Below are 20581 nucleotides of genomic sequence, written 5' to 3' on the forward strand. Positions count from 1 at the left end.
CCTCGACAGCGCATCCCACTCGACATCAGACAACTCGTAGCGACGACCCACGCGCTACATCATCCGACATCAAGATCCTTTGAAGACACGGCCTAGGCCGGAGCCCGACCGGCGTCGATCATGGAGTTGTGGTGCCCTACAAAAGCCGCTAGTCAGCCAATATCCCCCACCACTACTCCATGATCGACGCAGACGGGGGTGGGGCGCGGGGGTGGGGGGTTAGTCGCAGGCTGTGCCGTCGCCGTCGCGGTCCAGGTCGTAGATATCGGAGCCGATCACCCTGATCGGGCCACTGACGTAGGCGGGGCCGTTGCCGCTGCCGCCCGCGCAGTCGACGTCACTGGCGATCGGGACGCAGCCGCTGTAGTTCGGGTCGCACGTCGAGGACTGCGGCTTCCTGGTGCCGACGGCGGCGACCTGGGTCACCGGCTGCTTCGTCACCGTGGACTTGACGAGCTTCCTGGACGTCCGTACCCCGTTCGTGGTGGTCACCTCGTACGTCAGGGTTCGTACTCCGTTGACGCCCCTGGTCCGGACGACCCGCTTCCCCTCGGCCAGCGACGAGTCCTTGACTGTCCGCTCCCCGTACCGGACGGTGGCCTGCACCGTCTCGGTCGTCACCTTGACGACCGGCGGCGGCGCGGCAGCCGACGGGGTCGGCGAGGCTGGCGTCGAGGACCCGGCCGCGTCGGGCGTGGCAGGTGAAGTGGCGACCGGGGTGGAAGTGACCTCGGTCGGCTCGGCGGGCGCTGCCACGATGGGCTGCTCCGCCTGCTCGGCGGCCGTGCCGGTAGTGGTCGGCTCCGGCTCGCCGGCCAGCGCGCCGATGATGGCGGTGCCGGTGCAGCAGAGCAGCAGGATCGACAGGGTCACCGAGCCGAGGATCACGGCGGTCCGCCGGGCCGGACTGGCCCGCCGGAACCAACTCGGGCGGGGCACCTGCCCAACCGAGGGCGGGTACGGCGGGCCCGGATTCTGTGGTGGTTGCATCGTCACGGCGATGAGTGTCGTCGCAAACACCGTGCGCAATATCCTCCGTCGTGCTCGTCACCTGCGCCGATCGCTTCGCAGCGGTGATCTGTTGGCGCTTCCTCGGGCAACGGACGACACCCGCGGCCACCCTCCAGGCCGGCCGACCAGGGCCGATCATGCGGCTGCTTTTACCAACAAGAGCCGCAAATCGGCACACCACGCGCCTGAACGCTGGCGCTCGTCGAGAGAGGACAGGTGAGGTGTCGAGATGCCGTCAGCGAGGCGGGTTCAGCGCCCGGCCCGCGTCGAACCGACTCGTGGCGCGGACCGACGGGCCCGTCGACCGCGCAGCGAGCTGAGCCCGACCAGCAACAGCGCGATCCCGAACATCGCGGTACCGACGACGTTCACCTGCGGTGGGATGCCCCGCTGGGCGGCGCCCCAGACATACATCGGGAACGTGACAGTGGTGCCGGCGTTGAAGTTCGTCACGATGAAGTCGTCGAAGCTGAGCGAGAAGGCGAGCAGCGCGGCGGCCACGATGCCGGGCAGCAGCAACGGCAGGGTGACCCTCCGGAAGGTCTGCCACTCGTTGGCGTAGAGATCCATGGCGGCCTCCTCCAGCCGCCGGTCCATCCCGGCCAGCCGCGCCTGCACGGTGACCACCACGAACGACACGCAGAACGTCACGTGCGCGATCACGATGGTCCAGAAGCCCTGCGGCACCCCGGCGGACACGAAGAGCGCCAACAGCGACGTGCCCATCACCAGCTCCGGGGTGGCCATCGCCAGGAAGATCAGCATGTTGATGCCGGTCCGACCGCGCAGGCGGTACCGGACCAGCGCGAACGCCAGCAGGGTGCCGAGCACGGTCGCGACCACCGTGGCGACGAACCCGATCTGCGCACTCCGCAGCACCGCCGCACACATGTCCGACGTGGCGCACGGCCGCCGCCAGTTGTCAGATGTGAACTCGTTGAAGTCGTACGACAGCCGACTCGACGGGCGGTTGACCGAGAGCGCCGCCACCACCAGGTTCGGCAGCGCGAGGTAGCCGAGCACCAGCAGCGCCACGATCAGCACCCAGTGGTCGGTCAGCCGGCGCCAGCGTCTCACCACCGCACCCCCTCGGGGCCGGCCCACCGCAGGTAGCCGAAGACCACCGCGAGGATCGCCGCCATCAGCAGGAACGACAGCGCGGCGCCCTGCGGGTAGTCCAACCGGACCAGGAACGCCGAGTCGACCACGTTTCCGATCATGTACTCGTTCGGGGTGCCGAGCAGCTCCGCGTTGATGTAGTCGCCGCTGGCCGGGATGAAGAACAGCAGCGTGCCGGCGACCAGGCCGGGCCTCGACAGCGGCAGGGTCACCCGGCGGAACACCTGCGCGCCGCTCGCGTACAGGTCGCCGGCCGCCTCCAGCAACCTGCGATCCAGCCGCTCCAGGCTCGCGTAGAGCGGCAGCACCAGGAACGGCATGAAGTTGTACGTCAGGCCGAGCACCACCGCGAACGGCGTGGCCAACAGTCGGCCCTCCGGTGCGAGCAGGTGCACGTCACGCAGCAGACCGACGAGCGGCCCGCTGTCCGACAGGATGGTCTTCCAGGCGAGCGTCCGGACCAGGAAGCTTGTGAACATCGGGGCGACCACACACACCAGCAGCACGTTCTTCCACCGCCCGGCCTTCTGCGCTATCGCGTACGCCAGCGGGTAGCCCAGCAGCAGCGCCAGCACCAGGGCCACCCCGGCGTAGCCGAACGAGCGCAGAAGCTGCGGCCAGTACGCCCGCACCACGTCCGGGTAGTTGCCGAACGCCCAGGTCATCGCGTACCCGGTGGTGAGCGAACCGTCGGGGTCGTACAGGCTGGCCGCCGCGAGCTGCACCAGCGGCACCCCGAAGAACACCAGCAGCCAGGCCACCCCGGGCAACACCAGGAGGTACGGCCGGAGTCGCCGCCGCGTCACCCGGGTCACGACGACGCGGCCAGCAGGAACGCGTGCCGGGGATCCCAGTGCGCCACTGCCGTCTCGCCGACCGCCACCCGCGTCGACGCCCCACTGTTGGCAGCGAACACCGACAACTCGGCGCCCCAGCCGGTCCGCAGCAGGTACTGCGTGCTGACCCCCACGTAGGCGGCGTCGGTGACCACCCCGGCGACGTGTTGATGGCCCACGGGCACCTGGGCGGCGGAGCCGACCAGCTGCAGTTTCTCCGGGCGTACCCCCAGGTGGACCGGGCCGTGGTCGGCCCGTGAGCGGCCGGCGGGCACCGAGAAGCGCGCGCCGTGCGCGGTCACCGCGACGTCGCCGCCGCTGACGCCGGTGGCCTCGCCGCTGAGCAGATTGGACTGACCGAGGAAGTTCGCGACGAACGCGGTGGCGGGGAACTCGTAGAGGTCGGCGGGCGCGCCGAGTTGCTCGATCCGGCCGCCGTTCAGCACCGCGACCGTGTCGGCCATGGTCATGGCCTCCTCCTGGTCGTGGGTGACGTGCACGAAGGTGATGCCGACCTCGGTCTGTGCGCGCTTCAGCTCGATCTGCATCTGCCGCCGCAGCTTCAGGTCCAGCGCGCCGAGCGGCTCGTCCAGGAGCAGCACCTGCGGCCGGTTGACGAGCGCGCGGACCAGTGCGACCCGTTGCTGCTGGCCGCCGGAGAGTTCGGCGGGCCGGCGGGTGCCGTAGCCGTCGAGCTGCACCAGCGACAGCATGCGGTTGACCTCGTCGTCCACCGAGCGGATGCCGCGCCGACGCAGCCCGAAGGCCACGTTCTCGAAGACGTCGAGGTGCGGGAAGAGCGCGTAGCTCTGGAAGACGGTGTTCACCGGTCGCTGGTGTGGGCGCAGCCCGGTGATGTCCCGGTCGCCGAGCAGCACCCGGCCGCTTGTCGGTTCCTCCAGACCGGCGATCATCCGCAGGGTGGTGGTCTTGCCGCTGCCCGACGCGCCGAGCAGAGCGAAGAACGAGCCCTGCCCGATGGTCAGGCTGAGGTCGTCGACCGCGGGGACCGCGCCGAACCGCTTGGTGAGGCCGGCAAGCCGCAGGTCGCCGGCGGGTGTCTCGCTAGCCACTCTCGTCACGCCCCGATGACCTGCTGGAACTTGCCCTCGTACTCCCGCTCCTGCTGCTCGTTCAGGGCCATGAACGTGGTGGCCTTCGACAGCAGCGCGTCGTCGGGGAAGATCAGCGGGTTGGCCGCCAGCTGGGGGTCGATCTTTTCCATCTCGGCCTGGGCGCCCCGCACCGGGCAGATGTAGTTGACGTGCGCGGCGACTTTCGCGGCGACCGCCGGCTCGTAGTAGTAGTTGACGAGCTGCTCGGCGTTCGCCCGGTGGGTGGCCCTGTTCGGCACCAGCATGTCGTCGCTGTAGAGCAGCACCCCGGAGTCGGGCGCGACGAAGCGCACCTTGGCGTCCTCACCGGACAGTTGGATGACGTCGCCGGACCAGCCGATGCACGCGGCTATGTCGCCCTTGGCCAGGTCGGGCGCGTAGTCGTTGCCGGTGAACCTGCGGATCCGCCCGGAGTCGACTGCCCTCCTGAGTTTGGCGAGTGCGTCGTCGAACTGGGCGGACGTGAAGTTGGCGGGGTCGTGTCCGTTGGAGCCGAGCAGCAGACCCATTGTGTCGCGCATCTCGCTGAGCGCTGTCACCCGGCCCTTCAGGTCGGGGCGGGTGAGCAGCTCGTCGACGGTCCGCAGCTCCCGTGTGACGTTGCCGTTGTACGCCAACCCGGCGAGGCCGCACTGCCACGGAACCGACATCCGGTTCTCGGTGTCGTAGGAGCGGTTGAGCAGCGACGGCAACAGGTTCGCCCGCACGTTGGGGATCTTCGCCGGGTCGAGCTGCTGGACCCAACCGAGGCGGATCATCCGGGCCGCCATCCAGTCGCTCAGCACGATGATGTCCCGGTCGGTGCTCTGGCAGGCCGCGAGCTGGCCCTGCACCTTGGCGAAGAACTCGTTGTTGTCGTTGATGTCCTCGGTGTAGCTGACCTGGATGCCGGTCCTGCTGACGAACTCGTCAAGGCTCGGTCGCCGGGACTCGTCCCGCTCGTCCACGTCCAGGTACTGCGGCCAGTTGGAGAAGGCGAGCTTCTTCTCGGTGCCGGACAGGTCGGCGCTGACGCAGCCGGCCTCGGTCTGCTGGGCGCCCTTGGTGCCGCACGCGGCGAGGCCGCCCATGGTGAGCAGTGCCGCCGAGCCGAGAGAGCCGGTGAGCAGTGCACGTCGGGAGAGGGGGCGCAGGGGCGCGCGCATGACGATTCCTCAGGGTCGGTGCCGTGGACGCCTGACACGATGACAAACCGGCGGCGCCAGAAGAGCATCGGGGCCGACGCGTCACGTCCCGTGCAGCCGTCCGTCACGCTCAGCGTGATCCACGCGACGTCGGAAGGCTTGATCCACTCGCCTTCCGGGAAACCGGGCCATCCTCGCGCCGTGACACCACGTTTTCCGTGGACCCGAGGGGATCAGCGGCCGGGGGTCAGCGCCTTCGGCTCAGCGGCCGGATCGGCGCACACCGTCGACGAAGGACGCCCAGGCGGCCGGGGCGAAGGCCAGGGTGCCACCGTCGCGGTCCTTGCTGTCGCGCACCAGCACCCGACCGGGCAGGTTGTCGGCCACCTCGACGCAGTCGCCCCCGTTGTTGCTGCTGCGGGTCGCGGTGCGCCAGCGGGCTTCGGTCATGTCCATGTCGTGGCCACTTCCCTGATCAGCTCGATCGACCGGCGTTGGGGTAGCGCCTCACCGGTGACGCTCTCCCACCTGCGTCCCAGGCTAGCGATGTCGACGGGATCGGTCACGATCTGACCGCGGAGCTGGTTGTCGAGATACGCCAATTCCGTCCCGTCGGGCAGGCGACCCAGCACGAAGGGGCCAGCCAGGCCGGTGTGCCACGGACCGTCGGCCGGGATGACCCGGATCTTGGGGTGGACGCGAACCTTCTCTGCCAGCGATTCGACCGTCTCCCCCGCCTCGGCCATCGCCACCCGCAACGCCTCATTCGCCACCGGAGCCTCCCGCCCGCCAGGCGCACACCGCGACCTCGCTCGGTGCACGCTGCGGCGGATGGTAACCACGCTGCGTAGCGATGTCTGCGGTCTACCGGCGTGTGGCGGTCAGACATGTCGGCGCGCTTCTGGAACGCCCACCAAACGCCCCGAAGGTGTCCCACCAACGTCCCCAGCCAGGTCGGCACACTCCTGCGACTGATCCACTACACGTCGCCGCCGCCCGTGGCGCCTGATCCACTCCACGTCGCCGATCAGGCGTATCAACCGGACCCCACACCGCCACATCGCCGACCAGGTGTGGATCATCCCGCGCCCACCTCGCCCATACCTGTTGATCAAGAAGTCGGCGCCTTCTTGACGCAAGCCTCTTGATCAACGCCGAAAGGGGGCGGGGACCGAAGGGGCGCGCGGTCAGTGGTTGGGGGGGATGACGCGGAGGTGACCTCGGCGGCCGGTGGAGTGGGACTGGTCGCTGTGGGACCGGTCCTTCGGGTCCTCCGGCGGGCGGGGGGCCGGGCGGGCGGCTTCGCGGACCGCCTCGGCGAGCGCGACCAGGTCGTCGGTGGTGGGCGGCGGCGGCTCGAACTCGCCCTCGTGCCGGACCACGTCCCAGCCCCGCGGTGCGGTCAGGCTGCGGGCGTGCGGCTCACACAGGTCGTACGTGTGCGGCTCGGCGAACGCCGCCAGCGGCCCCACCACCGCTGTCGACTCGTTGTAGACATAGGTCAATGTGGCGACCGCTTGCCGGGGGCAGCCGTTACGGGAGCAGCGCCGTGGTGACCTCACGTGCGGCAGGGTATCTCCATTACCGGGTCCGGCGCATCGCTTCGCGTTGCGACACGCCCGTCGTGGTGATCACAGTTCGCCGTTCCGGACGCGCCGCGCCACGGGAATGGCGGTGCCGCTGGCCAGCCCGGCGCGGGCGCTACCCTTTGCCTCATGACGAGCCCGGAACACCGCCGCCCCGGCCCCGGCCGGCGGGTGCACCGTGACCGGCACGGTCGCGGCCTGCGCGGGCGGTTGGTGCCGGCCACCGTGCCACTGGCGCGGACCAAGGCCGAGGTCTTCGACGACCTGGTCCTGGACACCGTGGAGACGCTTGAGCGTCGGTTCGCCAAAGAGTTGGCCGGTGTCGAGTTCGCGGTCGAGGACGTCCCGCCGGATCTGAACGTCTACGACTCCGACGTGCTGGAGGATGGCGAGGTCCCGCTGGCCCGGCTCCTGCCCGGCCGGCCGGGCCGACAGGAGGTGCCGCCCCGGATCGTGCTGTACCGGCGGCCCCTGGAGTTCCGGGCGATGGACCGCGAGGACCTCGCCGACCTCGTCCATGACGTGATCATCGAACAGGTGGCGAACCTGCTCGGGGTCGACCCCGACGAGCTGGCCTGACCCGGGCACCGCACGGCTGAGTCGGGCGGCCCCCACCGCCCCGACCTCGCACCGCTCAGGCGGCCCGCCGCTTCAACTTGCGCCGCTCCCGCTCGGAGAGCCCACCCCAGATGCCGAATCGCTCGTCGTGACCGAGAGCGTATTCGAGGCATTCGGTCTTGACCTCGCACCGCGAGCAGATCCTCTTCGCCTCGCGGGTTGAGCCGCCCTTCTCGGGGAAGAACGCTTCGGGGTCGGTCTGCGAGCACAACGCCCGCTCCTGCCACTCCGGCGCGTTTCCGAGCAGGTCGGCCACCTCAAGCTGGCCGTCCATCAAATGCCTCCTTGTCGCGCACCGGCGTCATCGCCGCTGCAACCCCCCACGCGAAAGGCGTGCTTGTCCGTCCGGTCCCGTTTTGTTGCGTTCCGTGCGAACAACCCCATTCAAATTACACGCGTGTAATGCGTGCGCCGTCAAGCCAAACTTGATAATGGAGTCGCCCTCCCGACACCCCTGGACGACCACTCGGGCCGTCCAGCCTCGCAACCTGCCCTATCGATTCAGACCCCGGCCGAGTAACGCCCTCTCCGGCGAGTTGCCCGACTTTTCTGCCGTGGCGCCTCCCCGACGAGTCGCCACCGGCCCGGCGTCAGGCACCCGCACCGCAAAGCTGATCTTGGTGGGGGACAGGTTAACGCGGTACGGCGCAGACCGCCCGTCGAGCCGGGAACAGCACGTGCGCCCCGCCCACAATGTGGACGGGGCGCGGCGTGAAACCGGTGCGAAAGAGGTCAGCTGGCGGCCCCGAATCCGCTGGTGGGCCAGACGAATTCGGCTATCCCTCCACCATGGACAGAAACCGTTCCGACCGACGTACTCTCGTCCCACCAGACGGTATAAATCCCGCCGGGAAGATCCGGATAGACCGCACTGTGGCAGGAGCCGTCCCGCACCCGACGCTCCCGCACGGCGGAGTGCACCCGCCGATCGTCGTCGCGGCTGATCTCGATCTCCCGGCCGTGCAACTCCCGGCCGGTGTAGACGATCAGGGCACCTGTGTCGCCGCCCAGATCGAGGACGACGCTCCCCGTCTCCGACGGCCCGTACGTGTGCTCGTGCATCCCCTCCCCCGCCCGGTCAGGACGCCGCCGGCGGGTTGTTGAACCCGTCGTACGGCGTACCCAGATAGGGGAAGTTCGCGAGGAACGGCGCTGTCACGTCGGCGGCGCTCAGGCCGGGAGTGACAGCGGCAGCCGCCGCGTCGGGACGGAACGTCTTGTCCACCAGCGGCACGGTCACCCCGGCGATCGCCCGCAGCGCGATACTCACCACGTCGTCACCGACCCGCCGCCCGTTCGGGAAACCGGCAAGGTCACCACCGAGCACCCCGAACCGGTCCGGCTGCCGGGTCGGCGGGATCGCGGTGTTCAGCCGCAGCATGTCGGCCTGCACGTCACCTGTGGCGTTCGTGAAACCGTCGATCAGACCGGCGGGTACGCCGGTGAGCAGGATCGCCACCAGGTCCGCGCGGGCCTTCTTCGACCTGGTGAGTCGGTCCAGGTTCGGAAAGACGTCCGGGTAGAGCGCCGGCAGCAGGGCCGCCAACTCCGGCTGCTCGACGAACCTGGCGAACCGCTTGTCCTCGGTGGGCGGCAGCGAGTTCCACAGGTCCTTCTTGGACATCGGCACGATGACCTCGTTGAACAACGGATTGCCCAGCCGGGAGACCTGCGTGAACGGCCCGGTGCTGGTGTCCGCGGCACCCTGGTCGCCGAGCACCCGCACCTGCCGGCGCGACGCCGACGTCCACACCCCGATCACCGACGCGGGGTCACCGGCGCCGTAGCGGTTGGCGCGGCGGCGCACCTGCTTCAGCGGCACCTGCACAGCGATGCTGTGCACGTTCATCCGGTCCGTCGCGTTCACCGGCTCACCCTCGGCCTTGAAGATCTTCTTTCCGGCGACGTGCAGCTGCTGGAACGGCCGCAACGTGCCGAGGTCGAAGATCGCCCCCAGGTCGACGAAGAAGCCGTCCGCACGCTGCCCGGCGAAGACCCGTTCCCCGGTGGAGAGCGAGTAGGTGGCCTGCCGCACCAGCTCGGCGTACTTCGGGGTGGACAGCGGGCCGACGTTGCACGGCGGGCACTGCAACTTGTGCGCCAACCGGTGCTCCCGGCCGTCGGTCACCCGGGTCAGGCTGTAGAACTGCCGCCGGTTCCAGGTCTCGCTGTCAAGCGAGTCGATCCTGCCGGTGTTGTAGAGAAAGCTGTTCGGATTCGTGATCTCGGTGGTGAATTCGAACCGGTAGGTGACGTCCGGGCGGCCGTCGCCGTCGTTGTCGATATGGATCTCGTAGCGCACGTCGTCGCCGAACTCGAAGAAGTTCGGCCCCCCGGACGGCAGCTGCAACGGCACGTAGTTGGCGATCAACGTCACGGTGTCGGGCTTGTCGGGGCTGACGAACGCGTACAGGTCGGAGCTGTCGGCGACCGGATCCTTGGCTATCTCCGGGGCCTCGCGGTGGGAAGACATGGCGGACCAACCTCACTGGGCGGGGACAGGATGGCGGTGCGAAATGCCGGTTCAGCGCCGGGCGGCGCGCCGCAGCCGGTCCGCCAGGCCGCGGTCGCGTACCTCGATCCGCGTGTCGCCGACGAAGACGTCCATCCGTCCGGATCTGGCATCGCGCAGGTGCACGACTATCGGTTCGTCGGCACGTCCGGCCGCGCCGGGGGCGTTCTGCGCGGCCGACAGGCCCGGCACTGTGAGCGCGGCGGCGCCCAGGGTGGCGCTGGCCGCGGCGGTCAGTGTCTGCCGGCGGGTCAGTCGCGGCCACTGCCGCTTCCGCTGATCACTGGTCATGGGCAACCTTTCCGGCGGCGCGAACGCGCCCGCAGGGACGGACGGGTCCGGCACCGTCCATCGACGCCGCCGAGGCCCTGGGGGTACCGGCGGTGGTCGTGGCCGCGACCGCCGCCGGCATCGCGTGGTACGGCCGGCGGCGGGGAAAGGTTCGACCTCAGGGCCGGGCGTGACCGTACGCAGTCGACCGCTTGCGCGCCGGCCGCCCGGCCGCCGTCGCGATGGCCCGCAACTGCTCCTCGGTACGCGCCGACCCGTTGCCGGAACCGGCCATCCGGGAGATGGTCTCCTCCATCAGCGTGCCACCCAGGTCGTTGCAGCCACCCTGGAGCATCGCCACGGTGCCCTCGTCGCCGAGCTTCACCCAGGAGCACTGGATGTTGTCGATCCGGCCGTGCAGCAGCAGCCGGGACATCGCGTGCACGACCCGGTTCTCCCGCCAGGTCGGCCCGGGCCGGGCGATGCCGGCCAGGTAGATCGGGGCGTTGGTGTGCACGAACGGCAGCGCCACGAACTCGGTGAACCCGCCGGTCCGGTCCTGCACGCCGGCCAGCACCCGGAAGTGCGCAAGCCACTGCCCGGGGTGGTCGACGTGGCCGTACATCATCGTGGAGCTGGACCGGATGCCCAGCTCGTGTGCCGTGCTGACGACGTCGACCCAGGCGGCGGCCGGCAGTTTGCCCTTGGTCAGCACCCAGCGCACGTCGTCGTCGAGGATCTCGGCGGCGGTGCCGGGGATGGTGTCCAGCCCGGCCTCGCGCAGCTGCGTCAACCACTCGCGGACCGGCACGCCCGCCTTCGCGGCGGCGGTGACGATCTCCATGGGTGAGAACGCGTGCACGTGCATCTCGGGCACCCGGGCCTTGATCGCGCGCACGATGTCGGCGTACCCGGTGACCGGCATCTTCGGGTCGATGCCGCCCTGGAGGCACACCTCGCTGGCACCGGCCGCCCAGGCCTCCTCGGCCCGGTCGGCGACCTGGTCGACGGAGAGCCGGTACGCGTCGGCGTCCCGCTCCCGCTGGGCGAACGCGCAGAACCGGCAACCCACGTAGCAGACGTTGCTGAAGTTGATGTTGCGGTTGACCACGTAGGTGACGTCGTCGCCGACCACGTCGCGGCGTACGTCGTCGGCGAGCCGGCACAGCTCGTCCAGCGCCGGCCCGTCCGCCCCGAACAACGCAAGCGCCGCGTCGGTGTGCCGCGGGTCGAGCAGCGCCGCCGGGTCGTCGGCCGCCAGCCGCAACCCGGCCGCCACGTCCCGGTCCGCGCCACTGCCGGCCGGCACCGGGGGTACGCCCGCACGCCGCGCCGCCGCCTCGGGAGTGACCTTGCCGGCGACCTCGGACCAGTCGCCGTAGACGCTGTCGAAGTCACCGCGCCGGTCGTCGGTGCGGCCGGTGGTGTCGATGGTGGAGTGCAGGTCGGTACGCCCGCCGAACACCTCCTCCGGCTCCTGCCAGGGACGCCCCTGTGGGAGGGCCGACTCGACGGCCAGGCCGGTGGCCGGGTCGGCGAGGGCGCTGACGTGCGGCAGCAGCCTCGGGTCGAGCCACGGGTCACCCGCGCGCACGTACTCGGGGTAGATCGTCAACCGCTCCCGCAGCGTGAACCCGGCCAGCTCGGTGTGCCGGGCCAACTCGTCGATCTGCGGCCACGGACGTTCCGGGTTGACGTGGTCGGGGGTGAGCGGCGAGACGCCACCCCAGTCGTCGATGCCGGCGCGCAGCAACAGGTCGTACTCGCCGGCGATCAGGTTCGGCGGGGCCTGGATCCGGGCCTTCGGGCCGAGCAGCAGCCGGGCCACCGCCACGGTGGCGGCCAGGTCGTGCAGCTCCGCGTCGGGCATGCCGCGCATCGCCGTGTCCGGCTTGGCGCGGAAGTTCTGCACGATCACCTCCTGGAGGTGGCCGTACTCCCGGTGGGCGCGGCGGATCGCGAACAGCGCGTCCACCCGCTCGGCCGGCGTCTCCCCGATGCCGATCAGGATGCCGGTGGTGAACGGCACCCCCACCCGCCCCGCGTCGTCGAGCACCCGCAGCCGGACCGCGGGCTCCTTGTCCGGTGAGCCGTAGTGCGGGCCGCCTGGCTCGGACCACAGCCGGGTCGCTGTGGTCTCCAGCATCATCCCCATGCTCGGGGCCACCGGCTTGAGCCGTTGCAGCTCCGACCAGGACAGCACGCCAGGGTTGAGGTGCGGCAGCAGCCCGGTCTCCTCAAGCACGGCCACCGCGCAGGCCCGCAGGTAGTCCAGTGTGGAGTCGTAGCCGCGCTCGTCGAGCCAACTCCGGGCCGCCGGCCAGCGCTCCTCGGGACGGTCACCGAGCGTGAAGAGGGCCTCCTTGCAGCCCTGCTCGGCACCGGCCCGCGCGATGGCCAGCACCTCGTCGCGGTCCAGGAACGGCGCCGGCAGCCGGTGCGGCACCGTGGCGAAGGTGCAGTAGTGGCAGCGGTCCCGGCACAGCCGGGTCAACGGGATGAAAACCTTCTTCGAGTACGTGACCACGCCCGGCCGCCCGGCGTCCCGCAGCCCGGCATCGCGGATCCCACCGGCCACCTGGAGCAGCTCGTCGAGCGCGTCACCGCGAGCGGACAGCAGCGCGGCTGCCTCGTCGACATCAAGTGCCCGCCCGGTAGCGGCCCGGCCCAGCGCCCGCCGCACACTAGCGTCACTCGGGCCAGTTTGGGTGCGATCAACCATCCGCTCAGCCTATGCGCAGCGCGAGCCCACCTGACCAGACCCGGGGCCGCACAGTGAAAAATGGCCCACCTGGCTCGCACCGAAGCTGGTGCCCGCCCCGGCGACCTCGCGCCCGGCGCCCCGCTCGTGCGGCCGCACGGTGATCACATCATGATGAGTAGTTGCCAGGTGCGCTGGGGAACTACTCATCATGATGTGATCATGGAGTCACCTCGCCGGGCCGACTCAGCGGGGCTGGTCGGGGTGTTCGCCGGGCTTGATGTGCTGGGTGCGGTCGTCGTCTGGGTCGGCGGGGCGAGGGATCGCCTGCGTCGGATCGGCAGCGGCCCGGTCGGCGGGGCGAGGGATCGCCTGCGTCGGATCGGCAGCGGCCCGGTCGACGGGGCGGGGAATCGCCTGCGTCGGATCGGCCGAAGACGGCTGCCCGAACGGTGGCGCGGCCGGGGACGGCGGCGCGGAGTTCACCGGCGGCGCGGACTGCGGGAACGGCGGCGCGGACTGCGGGGCGGACTGGAACGGCGGCGCGGACTGCGGGTGCGGTGGGGCCGACTGCGGGGCCTGGAACGGCGGCGACGGCTGGGCGTACTGGCCGGCGAACTGATCGGGCTGGCCGGGAGCGGCCCACCCGCCCTGCGGCTGACCACCGGGCTGCCCCGGGGTCGGCCAGCCACCCTGCTGTTGCGGCCAGCCTGGCTGCGGCTGACCGTAGACACCGGGCTGAGGCTTGGGTCGTGGCACGTAGTAGTGCGCACGCCAGATGGTGTAGACGACCCAGGCGGCCACCGCGAAGATGACCATCCAGGCGAACCGGGTGAGCACACCGAGGAGCGCGTCGAGCACCTCGCCGTCGGCCAACCTGCCGACCGTCCAGATCAGCAGGGTGAGCGTGCCGAACAGCGCGCTGACCCCGTACTCACCGACGGCCACCTGCGTGATCAGCTTGGCCTTCGGCAGCACCGGCGAGATGTGCGTGGCCAGCAGCACGGCCAGCAGCGGCAGGACCACCGCCGTCACCCCGACGAACGTGTCGAAGGCGGCACCGGCCCGACCGGTGACGGAGTCGTCCGGGCCGATCAGCCGGAGCAGTCCCACGAAGAGAAACACGGCGTTGGCGCCGAGCAACGCGAGCGCGGCGAGTTCGCGTAGTGGCTTGGTCAGCTGGCGGGCCTGCGCCGCGTCGGCGGACGCGGGCTCGGCGGGGCTGGTCACGAGCTCCCCCTCGGGGCTGAACGGACAGGGCGCACGTGAGCCTAGTCTCCAGGGCCACAGGCGGACCGCAGGCGTCACGTGCGCGAGGATGGTCGTCATGCACATCGTGGTTCTGGCCGGCGGCATCGGCGGCGCCCGGTTCCTGCTCGGCGTCCGGGCGTACGCCCGCGAAGTCGGCGCGGAGGTGACCGCCGTGGTCAACGTCGGCGACGACCTGTGGTTGCACGGGTTGAAGATCTGTCCCGACCTGGACAGCGTGATGTACACGCTCGGCGGGGGCGCGGACCCGGAGCGGGGCTGGGGTCGGGTCGGTGAGAGCTGGACGGTCAAGGGCGAGCTGGCCGCGTACGGGGCGCAGCCGGACTGGTTCGGCCTCGGCGACAAGGACATCGCCACCCACCTGGTGCGCACCACCATGCTCAACGGCGGTTACCCGTTGAGCGCGGTCACCGAGGCGCTGTCCACCCGCTGGCAGCCGGGGGTGCGTTTGCTGCCGGCGACCGACGACCGCCTGGAGACCCATGCGGTGGTGGAGGACGAGCAGGGGCAGCGGGCGATCCACTTCCAGGAGTGGTGGGTCCGGCACCGGGCCGACATCCCCACCCACCGCTTCGTCTTCGTCGGTGCGGAGACGGCGAAGCCGGCACCCGGGGTGCTGGACGCGATCGGCTCGGCCGACCTGGTGCTCGTCGCCCCCAGCAACCCGGTGGTGAGCGTCGCGCCGGTGCTGGCCGTACCGGGGCTGAGGGAGGCGGTGGCGGACGGCCCGGCGCCGGTGGTGGGCGTCGCGCCGATCATCGGCGGCGCTCCGGTGCGGGGGATGGCCGACCGCTGTCTCGCCGTGCTGGATGTCGAGTGCAGCGCCGCCGGGGTGGGCCGTCTCTACGGGGGCCGGTCGGATGGTGGCCTGCTGGACGGCTGGTTGGTGGCCGACGAGGACGCTGGCACTGTGGTGCCGGGAGTGACCGTCCGCGCGATGCCGCTGCGGATGACCGACGAGGCGGCGACGGTGGCCATGGTCCGCGCCGCAGTGGAGTTGACGTGAGGCTGGAGATCCTGCCGGTGCTGGGCATCGGCCACGTGACCGAGGGTGACGACCTGGCGGCGATGATCGCCACCGCGGCGCCGTGGCTGCGGAACGGGGACGTGCTCGTGGTGACCAGCAAGATCGTCTCCAAGTCGGAGGGGCGACTTGTCGACGTGCCGGCGGACGGGCCCGAGCGGCTGGCCGCACGGGACGAGGTCCTGGCCGGTGAGACGGCACGGGTGGTCGCCAGCCGGGGGCCGACCCGGATCGTGCAGACCCACCACGGCTTCGTGATGGCCTCCGCCGGTATCGACGCGTCGAACGTGGACAAGACCCAGCTGGTGTTGCTGCCGGTCGACCCGGACGCCTCGGCACGGGCGCTCCGCGACGCGCTGCGCGAACGCTACGAGCTGGACGTGGCCGTGATCGTCAGCGACACCATGGGCCGGCCCTGGCGCAACGGGCTCACCGACGTGGCGCTGGGCGTGGCCGGCATGCCGGCGATCCGCGACCACCGGGGCGAGGTCGACCCGTACGGCAACGAGCTTCAGCTGACCCAGATGGCGGTGGTGGACGAGCTGGCCGCCGCCGGTGAGCTGATCAAGGGCAAGTGTGATCAGGTCCCCGTCGCGGTCGTGCGGGGTTACCTGTCCGCCACCACCCCGGACGACGCCGGTGGCGCGCGGGCGCTGATCCGCGACGGGGCACAGGACCTCTTCGCGCTCGGCACCGCCGAAGCCCGAGCCGCGGGGCTGGCCGACGCCGCCACCCTGGCCGACGGTCCCGGTCCCACGCCGGCCGACCTGACCGCGGTGCGACGGGCGATCGACGCGGTTGCCGAGGTGGTCACCCCCGGCACGGTCTTCACCCTGGTCGACGAGGCCGAGGTACGCGCCGGACTGGTCGCCGAGATGCCCGGCTGGCCGGAGGGGGCAACCCTGCTGCTCGGCTCGCCCCCGACCCCGGTCGACCCGATCGGCCTGGTTCGCTTCGGTGCCGACCTGCACCGACTGCGCGTCGCCCTGGCCGCCCAGGGCGTCGGGTCGACGCTGTTGCCACCGCCGCCCGGCAGCCCGGCCAGCGCCGCGCTCGCGCTCTGAGAGACGGCCGGGCCGTCCGTCCAACCGGCCCGGCCAGCGCCGCGCTTACCGCGGTGAGACACGGCCGAGCGATCCGTCCCACCGGCCGGGCGAGCACGGCGAGAGACGGCCAGGCGATCCGCCCAACCGGCCGGGGCCAGCGCCGCGCTCGCGTGGTGGGAGACGGCCGGGCGATCCGTCCCAGCGGCCCGGCGGACGCCGCGCTCACGCGGTAGGAGACGGCCGGCCCGGTCAGCGCCAACGCTCGCGCGGTGGCCGGGTCAGGCGTCCAGCATGGCCCGGCCGAGCGGGGTCAACGTGTGCAGCACGCTGTTGCGGTCCCGGTGGCTGACCAGCAGACCGGCGTTGCGCAGCACCGTGGCGTGTTGGCTCGCCGCCGCCGGTGAGATGTTGAGCCGGCGGGCGACCTCGCCGGTGGTGCAGCCCTCGTCGCTGGCCTGCAACACCGCCGCCCTGGTGCGGCCGAGCAGCGCGGCAAGTGAGTCGCGTCCGGCAGCGGACCGGGCTGCGCCGGTGCCGTCGGCCGACGCCAGCCCGCCCAGCCGGTCCACCCGGTAGACAAGCACCGGCGGCAGGGCCGGGTCCAGCAGGGCGACAGGCGTGTCCGCACAGAAGAACGACGGGACCAGCAGCAGCCCTCGACCGTCCAGGTGCAGCTCCCGGCTGTGTGGGTAGTTGCGGACCTCAAGCACCCCACCGCCCCAGCGCATGGCCGGCCGGAGGCTGGTGAGCAACCCCTCGACACCACCGTCGAGCAGCGCCCTGGCCCGGTGCGCCCGGTCCGCCGCGACCGCCGACTGAATCCGGCTCCAGTACGGGTTGATCGCCAACGACCGGTACTGGACCATCGAATCGGCGAGGTGGTGCAGCACCGCCACCTCTCCCCGGGCCAGCGCGGCGGCCGAGGGCGGCAACTGGTTCTCGGCCGCGAGCACGCTCAGGTCTCGCTGCAGCATTCCGGTCGGGGTGCTGCGGAGCGCCTCCAGCCCGGCCTCGAAGCCGTCGACGCTTGCGTACGGGGTGAGGAAGTCCGGGAAGTAGCCGCGCGGCGGGCTCAACGCGAAGAGCAACCGGAGTTGTTCGGAGCCGACGTCCTGGCGCAGCCCTTGGGACACGGTGCGCCGCCAGTTCGCCGTCAACGGATCGCGGTTGCGGCTTCGCAGTGCGTGCAGGCTGAGGACCAACTCCCAGACCGGGTCCGCCGCCGGCGCCACCCGGGTCCGGAGGATGTCCTCCCCGGAAAAGTGGATCTTCAGCATGGAGTGCTCCAGTGTCGCCGGCAGGGGGATGCCGGGCGACCGTTCGACTCTACCTGGACGGCACTAATCTCCATCTTTAAGCCTGGGCTGAAAAAGCTCGACGGCGCCGGAGGGGTTCGAGATGCTTCCAGTGCCCGAACACCGTGCCGGTGCGTCCTCGACGCTCCGGGACCAGGGCACCGGGTCTGGGGAGGCCCCGGTGATCGGGCGGCACCACGAGGGTCTGCGGCCCTTGCTCCGCAGAGGTGCCGTCCGGTCATCCAGCCTCACCCCGTCACCCACTCGACTCAACCAACCCAGAGTGCGACCCGGTGATCCTCGTCCGTGACGTAGAACGGTCGCCCGTCCAGCTCGGCCAGTCCCTCCACGTGGTGAAACGGTGCCAGGTCCCGCACCGGCTCCCCGACGAGCCGACACACCTCGGCCGACCCGTCGGCCGGGAGTCGGAAGCGGACGTGCCGGGACGTGACCTCACCGCCGCGCGGATGGTCGTCCAACAGCACCGACCCCTTGCCCAGCGCGTCGATCGAGCCGATCACGGCCGCGTACCCGCCGTCCGGGGTCGGGGTGATCGCCCGGAAGCCGGTCAGCTTCCCCGGCGGGGTCACCCCGGTCACCACGTACGCGCGCAACACCTCGGGCCACGCCGGCTCCGCCGCGAACATGCCCGGCACACCGGCGACCTCCACCAGGATCGGCTCACCGGCAGCCGTGACCGGGAACCGCAGCCCGAGCAGCACCGTCCCGGCCGGAGTGAAGGCCGCCGCCTCCACGTTCAACGGCAGGTCGTCCGGGGCCAGCCGGCTCACCCAGCGCTTCTCCCGGGCGGTCCCCCGCGCCAGCGTCTCCACGATGAACCGGGCCCGCACCCGTGCTCCGGGTGACAGCAGGGTCAACGGCGACCCGGCGAGGGCATCGTTCACCGCCCGGTGCAGCCGGAACGAATTGCGCACCACCTGCACCGGCACCGGCCCGGCCGCCGCGTCGTCCTCCCGGAAACGGGCCACGAAGGCACGCCGGGGCCGCAGCGGACCAGCCTTCGAACCGAAGTGGGAGCCGAAGACGTACACCCAGCCGTCGTGCTGGGCGAGCGCCTCGCCATCCTCGGTCCGCCCGTTCTGCACACCGGCGTCCGCCAGCACGTGCCGGGCCGTCCACTCGCCGTCATCCCGCTCCAGCAGCAATGCCAGGCAGCGCTCCACCGGCCCCTCGTCCAGCACCGTCCAGAAGCCCCGCCGGGCCCCGTACGCACGCAGCAACGCCGCCGAGCGCACCGGCAGCAGATCGCTCGCCTCGTTGCCGGCCACCACGAATTCGACGAGTCGCAGGGTCACCGAGTCAGCGTACGGAGGGGCCGCTCGTACAGTGACGGGGTGCCCGACACCCCGATCACCGCCCAGCCGACCGACCCCCAGGTGTACGCGCCGCTGCACGCCGACGCGACCGCGCTGCTCGAAGGCTGGCAGCCGACCAGCCCGGCCGCCGCCACCGCGCGGGACCGGACCCTCGCCCTGCTCGGGGCTGGGCCGATCGCGATGAGCCGGCAGCACCGCCCCGGGCACATCACCGCGAGCGCGCTGGTGCTGGACGCCACCGCCACGCGGGTGCTGCTCTGCCTGCACGTGAAGTTCGGTAGGTGGGTGCAGCTCGGCGGGCACTGTGAGCCGGTCGACCAGACCCTGGTGGCCGCCGCGCTGCGCGAGGCCACCGAGGAGTCCGGGATCGCCGGCCTGCGCATCGACCCGGTGCCGATCGACGTCGACGTGCACGAGGTGCTCTGTCAGGGCGGCTCCCGCCACCACGACGTCCGGTTCGCGGTGGTCGCCCCGCCCGGCGCGGTGGAGCAGATCAGCGACGAGGCCGAGGAGTTGGGCTGGTTTCCGCCGGACCAACTACCCGAGCCGCTGGCCGGCGGGACCGTACAACTGATCGCGCCCGCCCTGGCAGCTTTCAGACGTAGCCCTCTTCGCCGCGCGCCTTGAGCTCGTCGACCAGGGCCTTGACGCCCTGGGCCTGGTCACGCGGGCAGACCAGCACCGCGTCCGGGGTGTCCACCACGATCAGGTCGCGCAGCCCGAGCACCGCCACCAACCGGCCGGACTGCGGCACCACCACCAGGTTGGCGCTGTCCCGCAGGAGCACCCCGGGCTTGGCGTCGGTGCCGAGTACCACGTTGCCCGCGTCGTCGGCCGGCAGCACCTCACCCAGGGTGTGGAAGTCGCCGACGTCGTTCCAACCGAAGTCGCCCGGTACCGTCGCGACCCGTCCCGCGGTGGCCGCGCCCTCCATCACCGCGTAGTCGACGGAGATCTTCGGCAGGGTCGGCCAGATCGCGCCGAGCACCTCGTCCTGCTCGGGGGTGCCCCAGGCGGCGGCGATCGCGGTGACACCAGCGTGCAACGCCGGCTGCTGGCGGGCCAGTTCGGCGAGGAAGACATCCACCCGCCACACGAACATGCTCGCGTTCCACAGGTGCCGGCCGGAACGGACGTACGCCTCGGCGACCTCCGCGCCCGGCTTCTCCTTGAACTCGGCCACCGGCCGCCACGGAACGCCGTCGGTCTCCTCGCCGGTCTCCAGGTAGCCGTAGCCGGTCTCCGGGCGGGTCGGGGTGATCCCGACCGTCATCAGCATCCCCTGCTCGGCCCCCCGGACCGCCTCCTGGACCGTGCGTACCCAACTGCCCGGGTCGCCGATCAGGTGGTCGGCAGCGAAGCTGCCCATCACCGCCTCCGGGTCGCGCACCGCGATCACCGCGGCGGCCAGCGCGATCGCCGCGCACGAATCCCGCGGGGAGGGCTCGACCAGGATGTTCTCCTCCGGCAGACCGGTCAGCTGCCGAGCCACCGCCGCGACGTGCGCGGCGCCGGTGACCACCAGGGTCCGCTCCGGTGTGGTCAGCGGCGCGAGCCGCTCCACCGTCGCCTGGAGCAGCGAGGAACTGGTGCCGGTCAACGGATGGAGGAACTTGGGGTGGCCGGCGCGGGACAACGGCCACAACCTCGTGCCGCTGCCACCTGCCGGAATAACCGCATAAAGCATCCGCACATCATGCCCGACGCAGCCGCCGGCA

The 20581-nt window shown here is 71.2% G+C and carries 21 protein-coding genes; 4 read left to right on the forward strand and 17 right to left on the reverse strand.

What is annotated here, in order from left to right:
- Window positions 1–219: 219 nt before the first annotated feature.
- From AB0B85_RS04080 to AB0B85_RS04115, 8 genes are all read right to left on the reverse strand, one after another.
- Window positions 220–990: a G5 domain-containing protein gene (locus tag AB0B85_RS04080; RefSeq protein ID WP_357403741.1), complete on the reverse strand. Its 771-nt coding sequence runs from the start codon at window positions 988–990 to the stop codon at window positions 220–222.
- 270 nt (window positions 991–1260) lie between these two features.
- Window positions 1261–2088: an ABC transporter permease gene (locus AB0B85_RS04085; RefSeq protein ID WP_357403345.1), complete on the reverse strand. Its 828-nt coding sequence runs from the start codon at window positions 2086–2088 to the stop codon at window positions 1261–1263.
- Window positions 2085–2984, reverse strand: coding sequence for an ABC transporter permease (locus tag AB0B85_RS04090; RefSeq protein WP_357403743.1), 900 nt, complete (start codon window positions 2982–2984; stop codon window positions 2085–2087). The genes AB0B85_RS04085 and AB0B85_RS04090 overlap by 4 nt, the downstream gene beginning before the upstream one ends.
- A complete protein-coding gene (locus AB0B85_RS04095; protein WP_357403347.1) occupies window positions 2942–4048 on the reverse strand; it encodes an ABC transporter ATP-binding protein in 1107 nt (368 codons plus the stop codon). Before AB0B85_RS04095 ends, AB0B85_RS04090 begins: the two co-directional genes overlap by 43 nt.
- Entirely contained in the window at window positions 4045–5226 is a 1182-nt protein-coding gene (locus AB0B85_RS04100) for a spermidine/putrescine ABC transporter substrate-binding protein (RefSeq protein WP_357403349.1), read from the reverse strand. Before AB0B85_RS04100 ends, AB0B85_RS04095 begins: the two co-directional genes overlap by 4 nt.
- A gap of 240 nt (window positions 5227–5466) precedes the next feature.
- On the reverse strand, window positions 5467–5661 hold the full coding sequence (locus tag AB0B85_RS04105) for a DUF397 domain-containing protein (protein ID WP_357403351.1): 195 nt from the start codon (window positions 5659–5661) through the stop codon (window positions 5467–5469).
- On the reverse strand, window positions 5652–5951 hold the full coding sequence (locus AB0B85_RS04110; protein WP_357403745.1) for a Scr1 family TA system antitoxin-like transcriptional regulator: 300 nt from the start codon (window positions 5949–5951) through the stop codon (window positions 5652–5654). Before AB0B85_RS04110 ends, AB0B85_RS04105 begins: the two co-directional genes overlap by 10 nt.
- A gap of 441 nt (window positions 5952–6392) precedes the next feature.
- On the reverse strand, window positions 6393–6767 hold the full coding sequence (locus tag AB0B85_RS04115) for a DUF3499 domain-containing protein (protein WP_357403353.1): 375 nt from the start codon (window positions 6765–6767) through the stop codon (window positions 6393–6395).
- 153 nt (window positions 6768–6920) lie between these two features.
- On the opposite strand from AB0B85_RS04115, the gene AB0B85_RS04120 reads away from it, so the two are divergent.
- Entirely contained in the window at window positions 6921–7370 is a 450-nt protein-coding gene (locus tag AB0B85_RS04120) for a metallopeptidase family protein (RefSeq protein ID WP_110562108.1), read from the forward strand.
- A gap of 55 nt (window positions 7371–7425) precedes the next feature.
- Here AB0B85_RS04120 and AB0B85_RS04125 read toward each other — a convergent pair whose 3' ends face one another.
- From AB0B85_RS04125 to AB0B85_RS04150, 6 genes are all read right to left on the reverse strand, one after another.
- Window positions 7426–7683: a WhiB family transcriptional regulator gene (locus tag AB0B85_RS04125; protein WP_007455784.1), complete on the reverse strand. Its 258-nt coding sequence runs from the start codon at window positions 7681–7683 to the stop codon at window positions 7426–7428.
- Between the two features lie 458 nt (window positions 7684–8141).
- The gene (locus AB0B85_RS04130) at window positions 8142–8471 is read right to left on the reverse strand and encodes a phospholipase (RefSeq protein WP_357403355.1); all 330 of its coding nucleotides are present in this window, start codon (window positions 8469–8471) and stop codon (window positions 8142–8144) included.
- Between the two features lie 16 nt (window positions 8472–8487).
- A complete protein-coding gene (locus AB0B85_RS04135; RefSeq protein WP_357403357.1) occupies window positions 8488–9882 on the reverse strand; it encodes a DUF4331 domain-containing protein in 1395 nt (464 codons plus the stop codon).
- A 51-nt stretch (window positions 9883–9933) separates the two neighbouring features.
- Window positions 9934–10212 carry a hypothetical protein gene (locus tag AB0B85_RS04140; RefSeq protein ID WP_357403359.1) on the reverse strand — a complete coding sequence of 93 codons (279 nt, stop codon included), beginning with the start codon at window positions 10210–10212 and terminating at the stop codon, window positions 9934–9936.
- Window positions 10213–10369: 157 nt separating this feature from the next.
- Window positions 10370–12913 carry a bifunctional FO biosynthesis protein CofGH gene (locus AB0B85_RS04145; protein ID WP_357403361.1) on the reverse strand — a complete coding sequence of 848 codons (2544 nt, stop codon included), beginning with the start codon at window positions 12911–12913 and terminating at the stop codon, window positions 10370–10372.
- Window positions 12914–13138: 225 nt separating this feature from the next.
- Window positions 13139–14122, reverse strand: a complete 984-nt coding sequence (locus AB0B85_RS04150; RefSeq protein WP_357403363.1) for a hypothetical protein — start codon at window positions 14120–14122, stop codon at window positions 13139–13141.
- A 97-nt stretch (window positions 14123–14219) separates the two neighbouring features.
- On the opposite strand from AB0B85_RS04150, the gene cofD reads away from it, so the two are divergent.
- Window positions 14220–15167: a 2-phospho-L-lactate transferase gene (gene cofD, locus AB0B85_RS04155; RefSeq protein WP_357403365.1), complete on the forward strand. Its 948-nt coding sequence runs from the start codon at window positions 14220–14222 to the stop codon at window positions 15165–15167.
- Window positions 15164–16249, forward strand: coding sequence for a coenzyme F420-0:L-glutamate ligase (locus AB0B85_RS04160; RefSeq protein WP_357403367.1), 1086 nt, complete (start codon window positions 15164–15166; stop codon window positions 16247–16249). The genes cofD and AB0B85_RS04160 overlap by 4 nt, the downstream gene beginning before the upstream one ends.
- Before the next feature lie 260 nt (window positions 16250–16509).
- Here the strand turns inward: AB0B85_RS04160 and AB0B85_RS04165 are convergent, their stop codons facing one another.
- Together AB0B85_RS04165 and AB0B85_RS04170 are read right to left on the reverse strand one after the other, a co-directional pair.
- Window positions 16510–17508, reverse strand: a complete 999-nt coding sequence (locus AB0B85_RS04165; protein WP_357403369.1) for a winged helix-turn-helix domain-containing protein — start codon at window positions 17506–17508, stop codon at window positions 16510–16512.
- A 287-nt stretch (window positions 17509–17795) separates the two neighbouring features.
- Window positions 17796–18842, reverse strand: a complete 1047-nt coding sequence (locus AB0B85_RS04170) for a hypothetical protein (protein ID WP_357403371.1) — start codon at window positions 18840–18842, stop codon at window positions 17796–17798.
- A gap of 39 nt (window positions 18843–18881) precedes the next feature.
- Between AB0B85_RS04170 and AB0B85_RS04175 the strand changes: the two genes are divergently transcribed.
- Window positions 18882–19490 carry an NUDIX hydrolase gene (locus AB0B85_RS04175; protein WP_357403373.1) on the forward strand — a complete coding sequence of 203 codons (609 nt, stop codon included), beginning with the start codon at window positions 18882–18884 and terminating at the stop codon, window positions 19488–19490.
- Here AB0B85_RS04175 and AB0B85_RS04180 read toward each other — a convergent pair.
- The gene (locus AB0B85_RS04180; RefSeq protein WP_357403375.1) at window positions 19459–20550 is read right to left on the reverse strand and encodes a sugar phosphate nucleotidyltransferase; all 1092 of its coding nucleotides are present in this window, start codon (window positions 20548–20550) and stop codon (window positions 19459–19461) included. The two genes, AB0B85_RS04175 and AB0B85_RS04180, sit on opposite strands and share 32 nt — an antisense overlap.
- Window positions 20551–20581: the final 31 nt, after the last annotated feature.

Source organism: Micromonospora sp. NPDC049044, assembly GCF_040649215.1.
Classification (GTDB): Bacteria; Actinomycetota; Actinomycetes; order Mycobacteriales; family Micromonosporaceae; genus Micromonospora.